Source organism: Pseudohaliea sp. (assembly GCF_054552115.1).
The window spans coordinates 22,666-37,817 of record NZ_JBTOLW010000034.1; the positions used below are offsets into that span (position 1 = coordinate 22,666).

Annotated in this window: 13 protein-coding genes; 9 read left to right on the forward strand and 4 right to left on the reverse strand. The window is 70.7% G+C overall.

Annotated elements, in window-relative coordinates:
• Window positions 1-26 precede the first annotated feature (26 nt).
• Window positions 27-494 (forward strand): VOC family protein, encoded by a 468-nt coding sequence (locus tag ACX93N_RS14185; protein WP_459429094.1) that lies wholly within the window; start codon window positions 27-29, stop codon window positions 492-494.
• 2 nt (window positions 495-496) lie between these two features.
• The gene (locus tag ACX93N_RS14190; protein WP_459429095.1) at window positions 497-1,345 is read left to right on the forward strand and encodes a DUF6279 family lipoprotein; all 849 of its coding nucleotides are present in this window, start codon (window positions 497-499) and stop codon (window positions 1,343-1,345) included.
• 28 nt (window positions 1,346-1,373) lie between these two features.
• On the opposite strand, the gene argA is transcribed toward ACX93N_RS14190, so the two are convergent.
• The 3 genes from argA to ACX93N_RS14205 form a co-directional block, all read right to left on the reverse strand.
• Window positions 1,374-2,711 (reverse strand): amino-acid N-acetyltransferase, encoded by a 1,338-nt coding sequence (gene argA / locus ACX93N_RS14195; protein WP_459429096.1) that lies wholly within the window; start codon window positions 2,709-2,711, stop codon window positions 1,374-1,376.
• Window positions 2,712-2,793: 82 nt separating this feature from the next.
• On the reverse strand, window positions 2,794-4,071 hold the full coding sequence (locus tag ACX93N_RS14200; RefSeq protein WP_459429097.1) for an inorganic phosphate transporter: 1,278 nt from the start codon (window positions 4,069-4,071) through the stop codon (window positions 2,794-2,796).
• Window positions 4,072-4,092: 21 nt separating this feature from the next.
• Window positions 4,093-4,773, reverse strand: coding sequence for a DUF47 family protein (locus ACX93N_RS14205; protein ID WP_459429098.1), 681 nt, complete (start codon window positions 4,771-4,773; stop codon window positions 4,093-4,095).
• Between the two features lie 142 nt (window positions 4,774-4,915).
• Here ACX93N_RS14205 and ACX93N_RS14210 point away from each other — a divergent pair, with 142 nt between their 5' ends.
• The 7 genes from ACX93N_RS14210 to ACX93N_RS14240 are packed head-to-tail and all read left to right on the forward strand — an operon-like array spanning window position 4,916 to window position 14,002.
• The gene (locus tag ACX93N_RS14210) at window positions 4,916-6,691 is read left to right on the forward strand and encodes a GspE/PulE family protein (RefSeq protein WP_459429099.1); all 1,776 of its coding nucleotides are present in this window, start codon (window positions 4,916-4,918) and stop codon (window positions 6,689-6,691) included.
• Window position 6,692: 1 nt separating this feature from the next.
• Window positions 6,693-9,578, forward strand: coding sequence for a bifunctional [glutamate--ammonia ligase]-adenylyl-L-tyrosine phosphorylase/[glutamate--ammonia-ligase] adenylyltransferase (gene glnE / locus ACX93N_RS14215; protein ID WP_459429100.1), 2,886 nt, complete (start codon window positions 6,693-6,695; stop codon window positions 9,576-9,578).
• A gap of 50 nt (window positions 9,579-9,628) precedes the next feature.
• Window positions 9,629-10,555, forward strand: a complete 927-nt coding sequence (locus ACX93N_RS14220) for a branched-chain amino acid transaminase (protein WP_459429101.1) — start codon at window positions 9,629-9,631, stop codon at window positions 10,553-10,555.
• A complete protein-coding gene (locus ACX93N_RS14225) occupies window positions 10,534-11,394 on the forward strand; it encodes an alpha/beta hydrolase (RefSeq protein ID WP_459429102.1) in 861 nt (286 codons plus the stop codon). Before ACX93N_RS14220 ends, ACX93N_RS14225 begins: the two co-directional genes overlap by 22 nt.
• Window positions 11,391-12,269 (forward strand): dTDP-4-dehydrorhamnose reductase, encoded by an 879-nt coding sequence (gene rfbD, locus ACX93N_RS14230; RefSeq protein ID WP_459429103.1) that lies wholly within the window; start codon window positions 11,391-11,393, stop codon window positions 12,267-12,269. Before ACX93N_RS14225 ends, rfbD begins: the two co-directional genes overlap by 4 nt.
• Window positions 12,266-13,330 (forward strand): dTDP-glucose 4,6-dehydratase, encoded by a 1,065-nt coding sequence (gene rfbB, locus ACX93N_RS14235; protein ID WP_459429104.1) that lies wholly within the window; start codon window positions 12,266-12,268, stop codon window positions 13,328-13,330. The genes rfbD and rfbB overlap by 4 nt, the downstream gene beginning before the upstream one ends.
• A 48-nt stretch (window positions 13,331-13,378) precedes the next feature.
• Window positions 13,379-14,002 (forward strand): lysoplasmalogenase, encoded by a 624-nt coding sequence (locus ACX93N_RS14240; RefSeq protein WP_459429105.1) that lies wholly within the window; start codon window positions 13,379-13,381, stop codon window positions 14,000-14,002.
• 13 nt (window positions 14,003-14,015) lie between these two features.
• Here ACX93N_RS14240 and acuI read toward each other — a convergent pair whose 3' ends face one another.
• Window positions 14,016-15,005 (reverse strand): acrylyl-CoA reductase (NADPH), encoded by a 990-nt coding sequence (gene acuI / locus ACX93N_RS14245; RefSeq protein ID WP_459429106.1) that lies wholly within the window; start codon window positions 15,003-15,005, stop codon window positions 14,016-14,018.
• Between the last annotated feature and the right edge of the window lie 147 nt (window positions 15,006-15,152).

The window sequence follows — 15,152 nt, forward strand, 5'->3', positions numbered from 1 at the left end:
GAGCCATGAACAACGCAAGGAATGACGTGAACGATCCGACAAGCGATAGCCCGGTGGGCAGCGGCGTTTTCCATCTTGCCCTGCCGGTGGATGACCTCGATGCCGCCGCCACCTTCTACGGTGACATCCTCGGTTGCCGCCGCGGGCGCGCCTCCCCGCGCTGGATCGACTATGACTTCGGCGGTCACCAGCTCGTGGTACACCTGGTCGAGCGCGAGGCCATGCCTGCTGTTGCCACCAACCCGGTGGACGGCGAGTCCGTACCTGCTTCCCACTTCGGCCTCGTGCTCCCCTGGGATGCCTGGGATGCGCTCCTCGCACGCCTCGAGGCGCACGGTGTCGCCTTCGCCATCGCGCCGCAGACCCGCTTCGCCGGGCGCCGTGGCGAGCAGCGCACCTGTTTCGTCTGCGATCCGGCGGGCAACTACCTGGAATTCAAGTGTTTCCGCAATCCCGAAATGCTCTTCGCGACGGACGGCCTCGATTATCCCTGAGGTTGCTCCGCGCCGCGGTGCTGCTGCTCGCGGCACTGCTGCTCGCGGCCTGCAGCGCCCGCGTCTTCTTCTACAACCGGCTCGACTTTCTCATTCCCTGGTACCTCGAGGGCTACGTGCCCCTGGACCGCGACCAGGAGGACCGCCTGGAGGCCCTGCTTGACCCGGTGCTGGCCTGGCACCGGCGCGAGGAGCTGCCGCGCTACGCCGCCCTGGTCGACGAGGCCGGGCGACTGACCGCCACGGACCCCGCCCTGCCCGATGTCACTGACCTGGTGGCCGACTTCGAGGCCGCCTGGTACCGGCTGCGCGACCAGGCCCTCGAGGCCCTCATCGGCCTCGCGGCGACCCTGTCGGAAGCCCAGGTAAAGGCCTTTATCGCCGAACTCCGGGAGCGCCAGGCCGAGTACGAGGCGGAATACCTCCCGCGCACGGATGAAGAATACCGCGAGGACGCCCTCGAGCGCCTGGAGGACAGCCTCGGCGACTACCTCGGCCGGCTGGACGACGGCCAGGAGCAGCGGCTCGCAGCGGCGGTGAAGGAACTGAAGCGCATCGATGGCGACTGGCTGGCGGTACGCGCCGCCTGGGTGGAGCGGCTTGAGGTCATCCTCGCCCGGGACCCGGGCTGGCAGGACCGGCTGCGCGCCTCGGTACGCGACTGGGAGCAGTGGGTGCCGGACAGCTATAGCGCGGGCACCAACCACAACAGCGCCGTCGTCCTGAGTGCGGTGACGGACGTCCTCGCGCTGCGCAGTGAGCGGCAGCAGGCGCGCCTCGAACGCGAACTCGCCGCACTCGAGCGCGACCTCGGGAAGCTCATGCTGCCGTCTGCCCGCCCGGCGCTATGACGGGCCTGCGGCGGGCGGCCCTACCGGCTCACAGGTCCTTGAAGAAGGCCTTCGAATTGCGCTGCAGGTTGTAGAGTTCCCGCCGCGCCGCCGGGAGTTCGTCCCGGCTGCCCTCGACGAAGCCCTGCTCGATGAACCAGTGCGCGGTCTGGGTGGTGAGCACGAAGACCCGCCTGAGGCCCTGCGCCCGGGCCTCCGCCTCGAGCTCTTCGAGCAGGCGCTGGCCGCGGTGGGCGCCGCGGTAATCCGGGTGCGAGACGATGCAGGCGAGTTCGCCGCAGTGTTCTGCGGGGAAGGGGTAGAGGGCGGCGCAGGCGATGATGCGCCCGTCGCGCTCCAGCAGCCGGAAGCGGTCGATCTCCGCTTCCAGCAGTTCCCGGGAGCGCTTGAGCAGGATGCCCTCCGCCTCCAGGGGCTCGATGAGCTCGATGATGCCACCGACATCGTCGATCTGGGCCTGCCGCGACTGCTCGTAGGGACGCCGGGTGACCAGGGTGCCGCAGCCGTCGTGGGTGAACAGCTCCTCGAGCAGCGCGGCGTCCGCCTCGTAGCTGATGACGTGGCAGCGCGGCACCCCCTGGCGGCAGGCGCGCCCGGCGGTCTCGAGGAGCCGCGCCTGTTCCGGCTCCGGCGGGGCCAGCGCCGCGATCTCGTCCACCGCGCACTGTCGGATGAGCCGCCCTTCGCAATCGCGCACGCCGTCCGCGCTACCGAAAAGCACGAGTTTCTGCGCGCCGATGGCGACCGCCGCCTGCACCGCCACGTCCTCGAGGGCCAGGTTGAACACCTCGCCGGTGGGCGAGTAGCCGAGCGGCGAGAGCAGCACGATGGAGCCGGCGTCGAGCTGGGCGAGGATGCCGTCCCGGTCGATACCGCGAACGCGCCCCGTCAGCTGGTGGTCGACGCCATCGAGGACGCCGATGGGCCGGCCGGTGACGAAGTTGCCGCTGACGATACGCAGGTTGGCGCCCTGCATGGGTGAGTTGGGCAGACCCATGGAGAGCAGGGCCTCGATCTCCACGCGCTGGGCGCCGGCGGCGTCGCGCACGTGGGCCATGGCCGCCGCATCGGTGATGCGCAGACCGCGGTGGAAGGCGCACTGTTGCCCGGCACTGGCGAGGCGCGCGTCGATCTGCGGTCGGCTGCCGTGCACGAGCACCAGGTGCACGCCGAGGCTGGCGAGGAGGGCGATGTCGTGGATGAGCGGCGCGAGCGCACCGCTATCGGCGATCTCGCCGCCGAGCATCAGTACGAAGCGCCGTCCCCGGTGGGCATTGATGTAAGGGGCCGTATTCCGGAACCAGGCGAACTCGCCCTTCCTGTCCCCGCCGTCCCTGCCTGCACTGTGTTTACCGCCGCCGCTCACTGCCCGCCGTCCTGCCGTCCTTCGTGCCGTGAGCGTACCCAAAAAGTCCCGCGAGTGCTCGCCGGCAGCGGCCGGTGCCGCCTCAGCCGAAGAGGCTGCGCAGGGTGAAGAAGTAGATGATGGCCAGCACCGCGCCGGCCGGCAGCGTGATGATCCAGGAAAGGAAGATGGAGCCGATGACCCGCAGGTCGATGGCGGCGATGCCCCGGGCGAGGCCGACGCCGAGCACGGCGCCGACGAGCGTGTGCGTGGTCGATACGGGCAGCCCCGTGGCGGAGGCGATGACCACCGTGGATGCGGCGGCGAGCTCGGCGGCGAAGCCGCGGGAGGGGGTCAGCTCCGTGATGCGCCGGCCGACGGTCATGATGACCTTCCAGCCATAGGTGGCGAGGCCGACGACGATGCCGATGGCGCCGACCAGCAGGATCCAGCCGGCCATCGGGGCCTGGCTGCCGATGATGCCGCCGCTCTTGATGGTCGTGGCCACGGCGGCGAGCGGCCCCACGGCGTTGGCGACGTCGTTGGAGCCGTGCGCGAAGGCCATGGAGCAGGCGGTGAAGATCATCAGCACCGCGAAGACGCGCTCCACGCTGGCGAAGCGGTCGTCAGGGTTCTCGACGTAGCGGATGCGCCGCAGCAGCAGGGCGCCCAGGCCCGCCACGACGAGTCCGATGGCCGCGGAGGGCGGCAGCGCGTTGGCGAACTTCGAGCCGAGGCCGAAGTCCAGCTCGAGGCCGAGATGCTTGAGGCCCTTGAGCAACGTGACCATGGAGATCATGAAGCCCACGGCCCACATGTAGACGGGGATATAGCGCTTGGCGCGGTCGAAGGGGTTGTCCGTGTCGAGGATGAGCACCTTGACGCTCATGAACAGCCCGAAGGCGATGCTCCCGGCGAGTACCGGCGAAACGACCCAGCTCGCGACAATGGTGCCGACCTTGCCCCAGGAGACCGCGTCCACGGAAATGCCGACCGCGGCGAAGCCGACGATGGCGCCGACGATGGAGTGGGTCGTGGACACGGGCCAGCCGCGCACGCTGGCCACCAGCAGCCAGGTGCCCGCCGCAAAGAGCGCCGACATCATGCCGTAGACGAGGAGCTCCGGGGTGGCCGACAGCAGGGACGGGTCGATGATGCCCTTGCGGATGGTCGCCGTGACCTCGCCGCCGGCGAGCCAGGCGCCGAAGAACTCGAAAACGATGGCGATGAGGATCGCCTGGCGGATGGTGAGGGCGCGGGACCCCACGGAGGTGCCCATCGCATTGGCGACGTCGTTGGCGCCGATGCCCCAGGCCATGAAAAAGCCGGCGACGCAGGCGAGAATGAGGAGCTCTGTCCCGTACAGGGCAATGATGTCCACGATGAAGTCCCGGGCGGTGTGCTAGTGAGCGAGGAGAAGCCGCAGCCGTTCGCCGATTTCGCCGTGGATGGCGGCGAGGGCGTCGAGCGCGTCGACCAGCTGGTAGTTGAAGGCGCTGTCCAGGGGGTTGCTCTCCCCCTCGCTGCGCAGGAGCATCGCGCGCAGCTTGTCGGCCTGCTTGTCGCTCTGCTGCACGCGGCGGCGGAGACTGTCGAGCTGCCGCTCCACCCGTCGCGCCTCGGCGCCGGCAAAGCCGGTCTCGAGCAATTCGTCCGTGCTCTCGATCACTTCGAGCACGAGCCCGGTGAGGCCCTCGCTGCGCTTCAGCAGGCTGCCCATGGACTTGCGCGCGGTTCCGGGCACCGCGAGCGGGCGGAAGAGCAGGCTGCGGGCGGTGCGCCGGGCGCCGTCGACGAGCTGCTGCTGGGCGCTGAGCAGGTGCAGCAGATCGGGCCGCGGCATGGCGAGGAAGAGGCCCCGCGGCAGGTGCCGGCGCAGCTCCGTGGCCACGGCCTGGGCCTCGCGGGCAGCGGCCTCGAGCTCGAGGGAAAGGGCGTCCATGCGCGACTGCTTGCCATCGAGGGCGGCCTCGACCAGGCGGCAGAGCAGCGCCGCCGAGCGCGCCGCGAGCTGCATGTGGTGTTGCAGGGGCTTGATCGGCGAGGTGCCGAAGAGTTTGCCGAGCGGGCTGCCGACGGCCATGGGCGTGCTCCGTTCAAGTGCGGGGCGAGTATAGGCAACTCCGTCTCGCTTGTCTTGCGCGGTTCCATGACCGTCGGGCGTCGGAATGCAGGCCTGTGATAGCATCCCGGCCGTGGGTCGCGATGCGCGCAAGGGACCGCCTATGAGCCGCCAGGAAGCACACCCCCGGGGCGATGCGCGCCTGCGTCTCGAGCAGGTCGTGGCCGACCTGCATCGCGACGGCAGGCTCTCCACGGCGGACAGCCGGCGCCTGGCCGGTGTGAACGTCGGTTCCGTGCACCCCCTCGTCTTTATCGCCGAACAGAAGCTGCCGGACGCGGCCCGGCCGGGGTCGACGCTCGACATGCCCGCGCTGCTGGCCTGGCTTGGCGAGCGCACGGGGCAGCAGGTCTACGAGATCGATCCGCTCAAGATCAACGTCGGCGAGGTTGCCGAGGTCATGTCCCGGGCCTTCGCCGAGCGGCACCGTATCCTCGCCGTGGAGGTGCATCCGGACGAGGTGGTGGTAGCCAGCGCCGAGCCCTGGCGCCGGGACTGGCAGGACAACCTCGAGCACGTCGCCCGCCGCCCGGTGCGCTGTGTGCTCGCCGACCCGCGCGCCATTCATCGCTTCACGGAAGAGTTCTATACCATGGCGCGCTCGGTGCGCGGCGCCGGCGCCGTGGGCGCGGCACGCCCCGGCGGCAGCGTGACCAACCTCGAGCAGATGCTCGAGCTCGGCTCCATGAAGGAGCTCGACGCCAACGACCAGCACGTGGTCAGCATCGTCGACTGGCTGCTGCAGTACGCCTTCGAGCAGCGCGCGAGCGACATCCATGTGGAGCCCCGGCGCGAGCTGGGCCACGTGCGCTTTCGCATCGACGGGGTGCTGCACACGGTCTACCAGCTGCCGGCTCCCGTCTGCGCCGCGATGACCAGCCGGATCAAGATCCTCGGCCGCATGGACGTCGCCGAGAAGCGCCGGCCCCAGGATGGCCGCCTGAAGACCCGCACCCCCGCCGGGGGCGAGATCGAGCTGCGCCTGTCGACGCTGCCAACGGCCTTCGGCGAGAAGCTGGTCATGCGGATCTTCGACCCGGAGGTGCTGCAGAAGAGCTTCGAGGAGCTGGGCCTTGCCGACGAGGACCTCGCCCGCTGGCACGCCATGACCGACACCGGCAACGGCATCGTGCTGGTCACCGGGCCCACCGGCTCCGGCAAGACGACCACGCTCTATTCCACCCTGCGCCAGCTGGCTACGGACGAGGTCAACGTCTGCACCATCGAGGACCCGATCGAGATGGTGGAGCCGGCCTTCAACCAGATGCAGGTCAACCACGGCATCGATCTCGATTTCTCCACCGGCGTGCGCACACTGCTGCGCCAGGACCCGGACATCATCATGGTCGGCGAGATCCGCGATCTCGAGACCGCCGAGATGGCCGTGCAGGCGGCACTGACGGGCCACCTGGTGCTGTCGACCCTGCACACCAACGATTCGCCCTCGTCACTGTCGCGGCTCCTCGAGCTCGGCGTGCCCCCCTATCTCATCCGCGCCACGGTCCGCGGCATCATGTCCCAGCGTCTCGTGCGCATCCTCTGCCCCGACTGCAAGGCGCCGGCGCAGCCCGACCCGGAGGCCTGGCGGGAGCTGACGGCGCCGCGGGACATGCCCCTGCCCGAAACCATTGCCGGCCCCGTCGGCTGCAAGCAGTGCCGGGGCACCGGTTACCGGGGGCGGCGCGGTATCTACGAGGTGCTGGTCATGACTCCGGCACTGCAGCACCTGGTGACCGCGCGGCTGGACAGCAGCAAGGTCCGGCGCGCGGCCACGGAAGAGGGCATGCAGTCCCTGCGCATGTCCGGCGCAGACCGTGTCGCCCGGGGTGAGACCACCATCGAGGAGGTCATGCGCGTGGCCCCGGCGGTCGAGCGCTAGGGTGGAGCTGCCCCTCGAGACCCTGCCGCCGGTGCTGGTGGATCCGGCACGGCACGCCTGGCAGGCGCTTTGCGAAGCCGATCGCGACGGCGCCGCCCGGGCGGCCCTTGGCGCCGACGCGGGCCGCGGCGGCGAACTCGCACGCGTGCTCGCCGCCAGCCCCTGGGCGGCGGCGCAGCTGGCGCGGCGCCCGGCGCTGCTGGCGTCGCTCGCCGGTAGCGGGGAGCTGTGGCAGCGCTTGCCGGAAGACGCCTGGGACCGGGCCCTGGGCGAGGCCCTGGCCGACCCGGAAGCGGAGCTGCCGGTGGTCCTGCGGCGCTTCCGCCAGCGCGCGATGCTGCGCATCCTCTGGCGGGACTTCAACCGGCTCGCGGATACCGCCGAGACCGTTCGCGATACCTCGCTGCTGGCCGAGGCCTGCATCCGCCATGCGCTCGCCGCCTGCCAGGCGCAGCTCGAAGCGCGCTTCGGCCGCCCCATCGGGCGGCGCTCCGGGAAAGCCCAGGCGCTCATCGTCATCGCCATGGGCAAGCTCGGCGCCCGGGAGCTCAATCTCTCCTCGGACATCGATCTCGTGTTCGCCTACCCGGAGGCGGGGGAGACGGACGGCGAGCGCAGGTCCATCAGCAACGAGGAGTTCTTCACCCGTCTCGGCCGCGCCCTTATCGCCGCCCTCGATCCGGTCACTGCAGACGGTTTCGTCTTCCGGGTCGACATGCGTCTGCGCCCCTACGGCGAAAGCGGCCCGCTGGCCCAGAACTTCGCCGCCCTGGAGGCCTACTACCAGGAACAGGGGCGGGACTGGGAGCGCTATGCGCTGATCAAGGCGCGGCCGCTCACCGGTGACCCGGCGCGCTGCGAGGAGCTCATGCGCACGCTGCGGCCCTTCGTCTTCCGCCGCTACGTGGACTTCGGCGTCATCGAGAGCCTGCGTGCCATGAAGAGCATGATCGCCACGGAGGTGGCCCGGCGCGGCCTGGAGGACAACGTCAAGCTCGGCCGCGGCGGCATTCGCGAGGTGGAGTTCATCGCCCAGTGCCTGCAGCTCATTCGTGGCGGCCGCGACCGCGCCCTGCAGCAGCGCGAGCTGCTGCAGGTGCTCGAAAGCTGCGCGGCGCTCGGTATCCTGCCGCCCGCGGCGGTCGAGGAGCTGCGCGCGGCCTACCTGTTCCTGCGCGACAGCGAGCATGCCATCCAGGGCTACAACGACCGCCAGACCCAGGAGTTGCCGACCGACGCGGAAGCCCGCGCCGCGCTGGCCCTGGTCATGGGCTGCGACGGCTGGGAGGCGTTCCGCGCGCGGCTGGACCGGGAGCGGGCCCGCGTCGCCCATCATTTCGACGAGCTCATCGCGCCGCCGGCGGACGCACCGGCGGCGCCCCTGGACGGCGTGGCCTTCGGCGCCGTGGATGCGATGACCCTCGCCGGCCTCGGCTACCGGGACCCGGAGGCGACCCTCGGGCTGCTCGACGAGCTGCAGGATGGCAGCCGCCTGCGCGGCCTGCAGTCGGAGGGGCGCGAACGCCTCGAGCAGTTCATGCCGCTGCTGCTGGAGGCCTGTGCCGAGGTGGAGGCGCCGGACCTGGCCCTCGAGCGCATCCTGCCGCTGGTACGGGCGGTGCTGCGGCGCAGCGCCTACCTCGTGCTGCTCACGGAGAATCCGCCGGCGCTGGCGGAGCTGGTTGCTCTCTGTGAGGCCAGCCCGTGGATCGCCGGGCTGCTGGCGGCGCACCCGGTACTCCTCGACGAACTGCTGGACCGCTCCAGCCTTTACCGCGCGCCGGACCGGGACCGCCTGCGCGAGGAGCTCGCGCAGCAGGTGGACCGGCTGCCCCTCGACGACCTCGAGGCGCAGATGGACGCGCTGCGCTACTTCAAGGCCGCGCACGTGCTCCGGGTGGCCGCGAGCGAGCGTCTCGGCCGCCTGCCGCTCATGAAGGTGAGCGACAAGCTGACCTTCATCGCCGAGGTCGTGCTGGAGCAGGTGCTGCGGGTGGCCTGGGCCTCCCTGGTGGCACGCTACGGCGAGCCCGCCCGCTCGGGCGGGGGCACCGGCTTCGCCATCTGCGCCTATGGCAAGCTCGGTGGCATCGAGCTCGGCTACGCCTCGGACCTGGACCTCGTCTTCCTCTGGGACGCAGAGGCCCGGGGCGTCACCGATGGCGAGCGCAGCATCGACAACAGCGTCTTCTACACGCGGCTCGGGCAGAAGATCATCCACATTCTCGAGACGCGCACGGCCCTCGGCCAGCTCTACGAGGTGGATCTCCGGCTGCGGCCTTCAGGGGCCTCCGGTCTCCTGGTGAGCAGCCTGGCCGCCTTCGAAGGCTACCAGCGGGAGAACGCCTGGACCTGGGAGCACCAGGCGCTGGTGCGCGCGCGGCCCGTGGCCGGTGACCCCGAGGTGGCAGGCGCCGTGACGGCACTGCGCCGGGCTATCCTGGCCCGGCCGCGCGACCCGGTAGCCCTCGCCGGGGAGGTGGTGGCGATGCGTGACCGCATGCGCGAACACCTGTTGCCGCGGGATCTTGCCGAGGGCGCATTCCATCTCAAGCAGAGCCCCGGCGGTATCGTCGATATCGAATTTATGGTGCAATATGCGGTGCTCGCCTGGTCGCACGATGAGCCGGAACTGACGCGCTGGTCCGATAATATCCGTATCCTCGAGACCCTTGGCCGGGAGGGACGTTTCCCCGAAGCGACAGCTGCGGACCTGATCGCGGCCTACATCGCCTTCCGCTCCGCCTCGCATCGCCTGGCGCTGCAGCAGGCCGACGGGGTCGTGCCCCTGGAAGATGATGTCCCGATGCATCGGGACGCGGTGCTGGCCCAGTGGCAGGTGCTGTTCGCGGGCGTCGAGCCGGCGGGGCAGGACGGGAACCTTTGACAATAGCCGTTTGACAATACCTCGAACAGAACAAGGGGCAGGAGCAGGGCATGACATTCGCTGACCGCGACGGGTTGATCTGGCTGGACGGGGACATGGTCCCCTGGCGTGACGCGAAGGTGCACGTGCTCACCCACACCCTGCATTACGGGCTCGGCGTCTTCGAGGGTGTGCGCGCCTACCGGACCCCGGATCGCGGCACCTGCATCTTCCGCCTCGAAGAGCACACCAACCGCCTGTTCAACTCGGCGAAGATCCTCGGCATGAAGATGCCCTTCGACCGCGACACGGTCAACGAGGCGCAGCGCGCCGTCGTGCGCGAGAACGGTCTCGAGGAAGCCTACCTGCGCCCGCTGTGTTTCTACGGCTCCGAGGCCATGGGGCTGCGCGCCGACAACCTGGAGACGCACGTGATGATCGCCTCCTGGGAGTGGCCCTCCTACATGGACCCGGAAGCCCGGGAGCGCGGCATCCGGGTGCGCACCTCCTCCTACACGCGGCACCACGTGAACATCACCATGTGCAAGGCCAAGGCCTGCGGCAATTACATCAATTCCATGCTGGCGCTGCGCGAAGCGGTGGATTGCGGCGCCGAGGAGGCGCTCCTCCTCGACAACGAGGGCTACGTGGCCGAAGGCAGCGGCGAGAATATCTTCCTGGTCCGTGGCGACCGCCTCTACACGCCGGACCTGACTTCCTGCCTCGACGGCATTACCCGGGCCACGGTCTTCGCCCTGGCCGCCGAACTCGGCTACACCATCGAGGAGCGGCGCATCACCCGCGACGAGGTCTACATCGCCGACGAGGCCTTCTTTACCGGCACCGCGGCGGAGGTCGTGCCGATCCAGTCCCTCGACGGCCGCATCATCGGCGAGGGCCGCCGCGGCCCGGTGACCGAGAAGCTCCAGGCCATGTACTTCGACGCGGTGCGCGGCAAGCGGCCGGAGAACAGCGCGTGGTTGACCCCGGTAGCGTGAGCGGACAACCGCCCGGGGCCCCCGGCGAGGGGCGCCTCGCCGACGGGACCTTCTACCGGCACTGGCCCGTGGCCGACCCGGTGGCCGTGGTGCTCCTCGCGCACGGGGCCGGCGAACACAGCGGCCGCTACGCCGCGGTTGCCGGGTGGCTGAACGCGCGCGCCATCGCCGTGCTCGCTCCGGATCACTGCGGCCATGGGCAATCGCCCGGGCACCGGGCTCACATCGACCGCTTCGCCGATTTCTTTCCGCCCCTGGACGCCCTGCGCGACCGCATCGCCGACGACTACCCCGAGCTGCCCTGCTTCCTGGTGGGCCACAGCATGGGCGGCCTCATCGCCGCCCGCTACCTGCTCGACCGCCAGGACCGCTTCACCGGCGCCGCCCTCTCCGGCGCGGCTCTGGCCGTGGCTGAGCCGCCGTCGGCGCTGGCGATCTGGATCAACCGGCTGCTGGCGGCGCTTTTCCCGCGGCTGGGGGTGCTGCAGCTGGATGCCAGCGGGATCAGCCGCGACCCCGAGGTGGTGGCCGCCTACCGCGCCGACCCGCTGGTTCACACGGGCAAGTTCAGCGCCCGCTTCGTGGTCGAGCTGTTCACGGCCATGGGCGAGGTGGCGGCCCGCCGCGGCGAGCTCCGGCTCCCGCTCCTGGTCATGCACGGCGACGCCGATGCGATGACCGCGCCGGCGGGGTCCGAGGCCTTCGTTGCCGGCGCCGGGGCGAAGGACAAGACCCTGCGCCTGTACCCGGGGCTGTACCACGAGATCTTCAACGAGCCCGAGCGCGAAACCGTCCTCGCGGACCTCTACGACTGGCTCCGCGCGCGCTGCCTGCCGTGAGCGGGGGCGCCCTGGTCACCGGCGCCGGCGGCCAGCTCGGCCGTGAGCTGGTCCTTACTTCTCCCACAGGCGCCGACTGCATAGCCCTGCAACGGCAGGACCTGGACATCGCGGATGCGGCTGCGATCGGCCGCACCCTCGATGCGCTGCGGCCGCGAGTGGTCATCAATGCCGCGGCCTACACCGCCGTCGACCGCGCCGAGGCCGAGCCGGAACAGGCCGAGGCCATCAACGGGACCGCGCCCGGCCTGCTCGCCGAGGCCTGTGCCGAACGCGGCGTGCGCCTGCTGCATGTCTCCACCGATTTCGTCTTCGACGGGCGCGCGTCCAGCCCCTATGCCCCCGATGCAGCGCCGGCGCCGCTCGGTGCCTACGGCCGCAGCAAGCTCGCCGGCGAACAGGCTGTGCGCGCCGCCCTGCCGGGCGCGATCGTGCTGCGCACCGGCTGGGTGTACTCCCGCCACGGCGGCAATTTCGTCAAGACCATGCTCCGGCTCATGGGCGAGCGCGAGGCGCTCACGGTGGTCGCCGACCAGGTCGGCACGCCCACCTGGGCCCGGGGCCTCGCGCTCGCGCTGTGGTCCTTCGCCGAGCGCCCGGCGCTCGCCGGCACCTACCACTTCAGCGATGCCGGCGTGGCCAGCTGGTACGATTTCGCTGTCGCCATTGGCGAGGAAGCCCTGGCCCTGGGCCTGCTGCCGCGACTGCCGCGCATCCTGCCGGTGCCCACGGCGGCCTACCCGACACCGGCACAGCGGCCGGCCTACAGCGTCCTCGACAAGGACGCGACCTGGCGGGACCTCGCCATGGACGGGGTGCACTGGCGCCGCCAGCTTCGCTTCATGCTGAACGACCTCAGGGAGCAGGGCCTATGAGCCGCACGCTGCTCGTGACCGGCGGCGCCGGCTTCATCGGCGCCAACTTCGTCCACTACTGGCTCGACGCCCACCCGGCGGACCGGGTGGTGGTCTACGACGCGCTCACCTACGCCGGCAACCGCGCGAGCCTCGCCAGCCGGGAAGGCGACGAGCGCTTCCATTTCGTCGAGGCGGATATCTGCGACCGCGATGCCGTCGCCCGCACCCTGCGCGAGCACGCCGTGGACACGATCGTCCATTTCGCCGCGGAGAGCCACGTGGACCGCTCCATCAGCGGGCCGGATGCCTTCGTGCGCGCCAACGTGCTCGGTACGCATAGCCTCCTCGAGGCGGCGCGCGCGGCGTGGCTGGCCGGGAGCGGGCGGCCGCACCGCTTCCACCACGTGTCCACGGACGAAGTCTACGGCACCCTCGGACCCAGCGACCCGGCCTTCCGCGAGGACACAGCCTACGCGCCGAATTCACCCTACGCGGCGAGCAAGGCCGCGGCGGATCACCTGGTGCGCGCGGCCCACCACACCTACGGGCTCCAGGTGACCACGAGCAATTGCTCGAACAACTACGGGCCCTACCATTTCCCGGAGAAGCTCATCCCCCTCTGCCTGACCAATATCCTCCGCGGCCGTCCCCTCCCCGTGTACGGCGACGGCAGCAACATCCGCGACTGGCTCTACGTGGAAGACCACTGCCGGGGCATCGAGGGTGTTCTCGAGCGCGGCACGGTGGGCAGGAGTTATAACATCGGCGGCAACAACGAGTGGGCCAACCTCGACATCGTGCACCTGCTCTGTGACCAGCTCGACGCCCGCTTCGCGGACGACCCGGAGCTCGCGAGCCGCTTCCGGGACGCGCCGCCGGCCCGCGGCGCCAGCGCCCGCGAGCTGGTGACCTTCGTCACGGACCGCGCCGGTCACGACTGGCGCTACGCCATCGACGCCCGCCGGGCCGCGCGGGAGCTGGGCTACGCGCCGCAGGAGAGCTTCGAGAGCGGCCTTGCGCGGACCATCGACTGGTACCTCGGCCGGGAGGACTGGTGGCGGCCGCTGCTGCCGGATTGATACCGGGATGATGCCGGGTTGATACTGGATTGATGACGGACTGATGCCATGACCCTGCGTCGCGCTCTCGAGGCCCTGTTTCTGTTCGCCGCCGTCGTCTTCGTCGTCGCGCCGGGTGCGGGCCCGGGGCCGGTTCCCCTCGTGCTCAAGGTCACACCGATTGCCTGCCTGGCGGCGCTCGTGCTGCGTGCGCGCGGCGCGGCCTGGGTGCCGGTGCTCGCCGCACTGGGCTTCTCGGCCATCGGCGACCTGTCGCTGGAGCTCGGTGCCTTCGCGCCGGGGCTCGGCGCCTTCCTGCTCGCGCACCTGTGCTATATCGCGGCCTTCGCGGCGCGACCGCGGTTCCCGGCCGTGGGCATTCTCCTCGCGCTGTTGCTGCTCGCGTTTGCGGCGGGCCTCGGCACGCTGCTGCTGCCCGAAAGCGGCGCGCTCGCCCCGGCGGTACTTGCCTACCTCGCGGTCATCACCGCCATGGCGCTGGTGGCCGTCTTTTGTGGCGCCGGCCCCTGGGTCGTGGCCGGGGCGGTGGCCTTCGTGCTCTCCGACGCGCTGATCGCCGTGAACCGCTTCCTCGAACCGGTCCCCGGCGCCCGCCACGCGATCATGCTGCTCTACTACGCGGCGCAGTTCGGGCTCACGGCCCGCGCCCGGGGCTGGCCGGCCGGGCGCTGACCGCCGGAGTGATTCAGGCGCCTATGGGCACCACGCAGCGGCCGCGGATCTCCCCGGCGAGGATGCGCGGCCCCGCGGCGGGCAGTTCGTGGAAGGGCAGCTCGGTGGTCAGCGCGTCGAGCCGGCCGAGGTCCAGGTCCTTCGCCAGCCGTTCCCAGGCGGTGCGGCGCCTCGCCATCGGCGCCTGCACCGAGTCCACCCCCTGCAGGCGGACGTTGCGAAGGATGAATGGCATCACCGTGCCCGGCAGGTCCGGCCCCTGGGCGAGGCCGCAGGCTGCCACGGTGCCGTCGTAGCGGGTCTGCGCGAGGGCGTTGGCCAGGGTCTGGCTGCCCACGCAGTCGACCACGCCGGCCCAGCGCTCGCGCTGCAGCGGCTTGCCGCGCTCGGCGAGCGCCGCCCGGTCGATGACCTCCGAAGCGCCCAGCTCCCTGAGGAAATCCGCTTCCGCGGCGCGCCCGGTCGAGGCCACGACCGTGTAACCCAGGCCTGCCAGCAGGCTGATGGCGACGGTGCCCACCCCGCCGGCGGCTCCGGTGACCAGTACCTCCCCGTCGCCGGGTGCGACACCGCCGTCTTCCAGCGCGAGCACGCAGAGCATGGCCGTGTAGCCGGCGGTGCCGATGGCCATGGCCCGGCGCGTTCCCAGCGCCTCGGGTACGGGGACCAGCAGGCCGGGGTCCAGGCGGGCGCGCTCCGTGTAGCCGCCGTTGCGCGTCTCGGACAGGCCGTAGCCATTCACGAGCACCTGGTCGCCGGCGGCGAAGGCCGGGTCCTCGCTGGCGACAACGGTGCCGGCTAGGTCGATGCCGAGGATCAGCGGGTACTCGCGCACGATCGGCGAGGCCCCGGTGATCGCCAGGCCGTCCTTGTAGTTGAGCGTCGAGTACTTGACCGCCACGGTGACCGCGCCGCTGCCGAGTTCCTCGTCGGTCAGCGCCGCAAACTCGACGCGGTGCTCCGGGTCCTTGCGCGCCACCAGCGCGCGGTAGGTGTCGGTCATGGTTTCTCCTTTTTTAGTCGGACCCCTTGTTTGAAAGAGGTTTGTCGCACTGTTCCGGCCGCGAGGGTGGGAGGGTTCTCTCCGCCCCACCCGGCCAGGTTGTTCCCCCACCCACACCTTTTTAGGGAAGACTCCCCCCCTCTCCCC

What these genes read in the sequence shown, in the direction of transcription:
- ACX93N_RS14205 (WP_459429098.1), bottom strand. Translation starts at nt 4,773, where the DNA reads ATGGCCGTCGGCAGCCCGCTCGGCAAACTCTTCGGCACCTCGCCGATC.
- ACX93N_RS14210 (WP_459429099.1), top strand. Translation starts at nt 4,916, where the DNA reads ATGAGCCGCCAGGAAGCACACCCCCGGGGCGATGCGCGCCTGCGTCTC.
- ACX93N_RS14220 (WP_459429101.1), top strand. Translation starts at nt 9,629, where the DNA reads ATGACATTCGCTGACCGCGACGGGTTGATCTGGCTGGACGGGGACATG.
- rfbB (WP_459429104.1), top strand. Translation starts at nt 12,266, where the DNA reads ATGAGCCGCACGCTGCTCGTGACCGGCGGCGCCGGCTTCATCGGCGCC.
- ACX93N_RS14240 (WP_459429105.1), top strand. Translation starts at nt 13,379, where the DNA reads ATGACCCTGCGTCGCGCTCTCGAGGCCCTGTTTCTGTTCGCCGCCGTC.
- acuI (WP_459429106.1), bottom strand. Translation starts at nt 15,005, where the DNA reads ATGACCGACACCTACCGCGCGCTGGTGGCGCGCAAGGACCCGGAGCAC.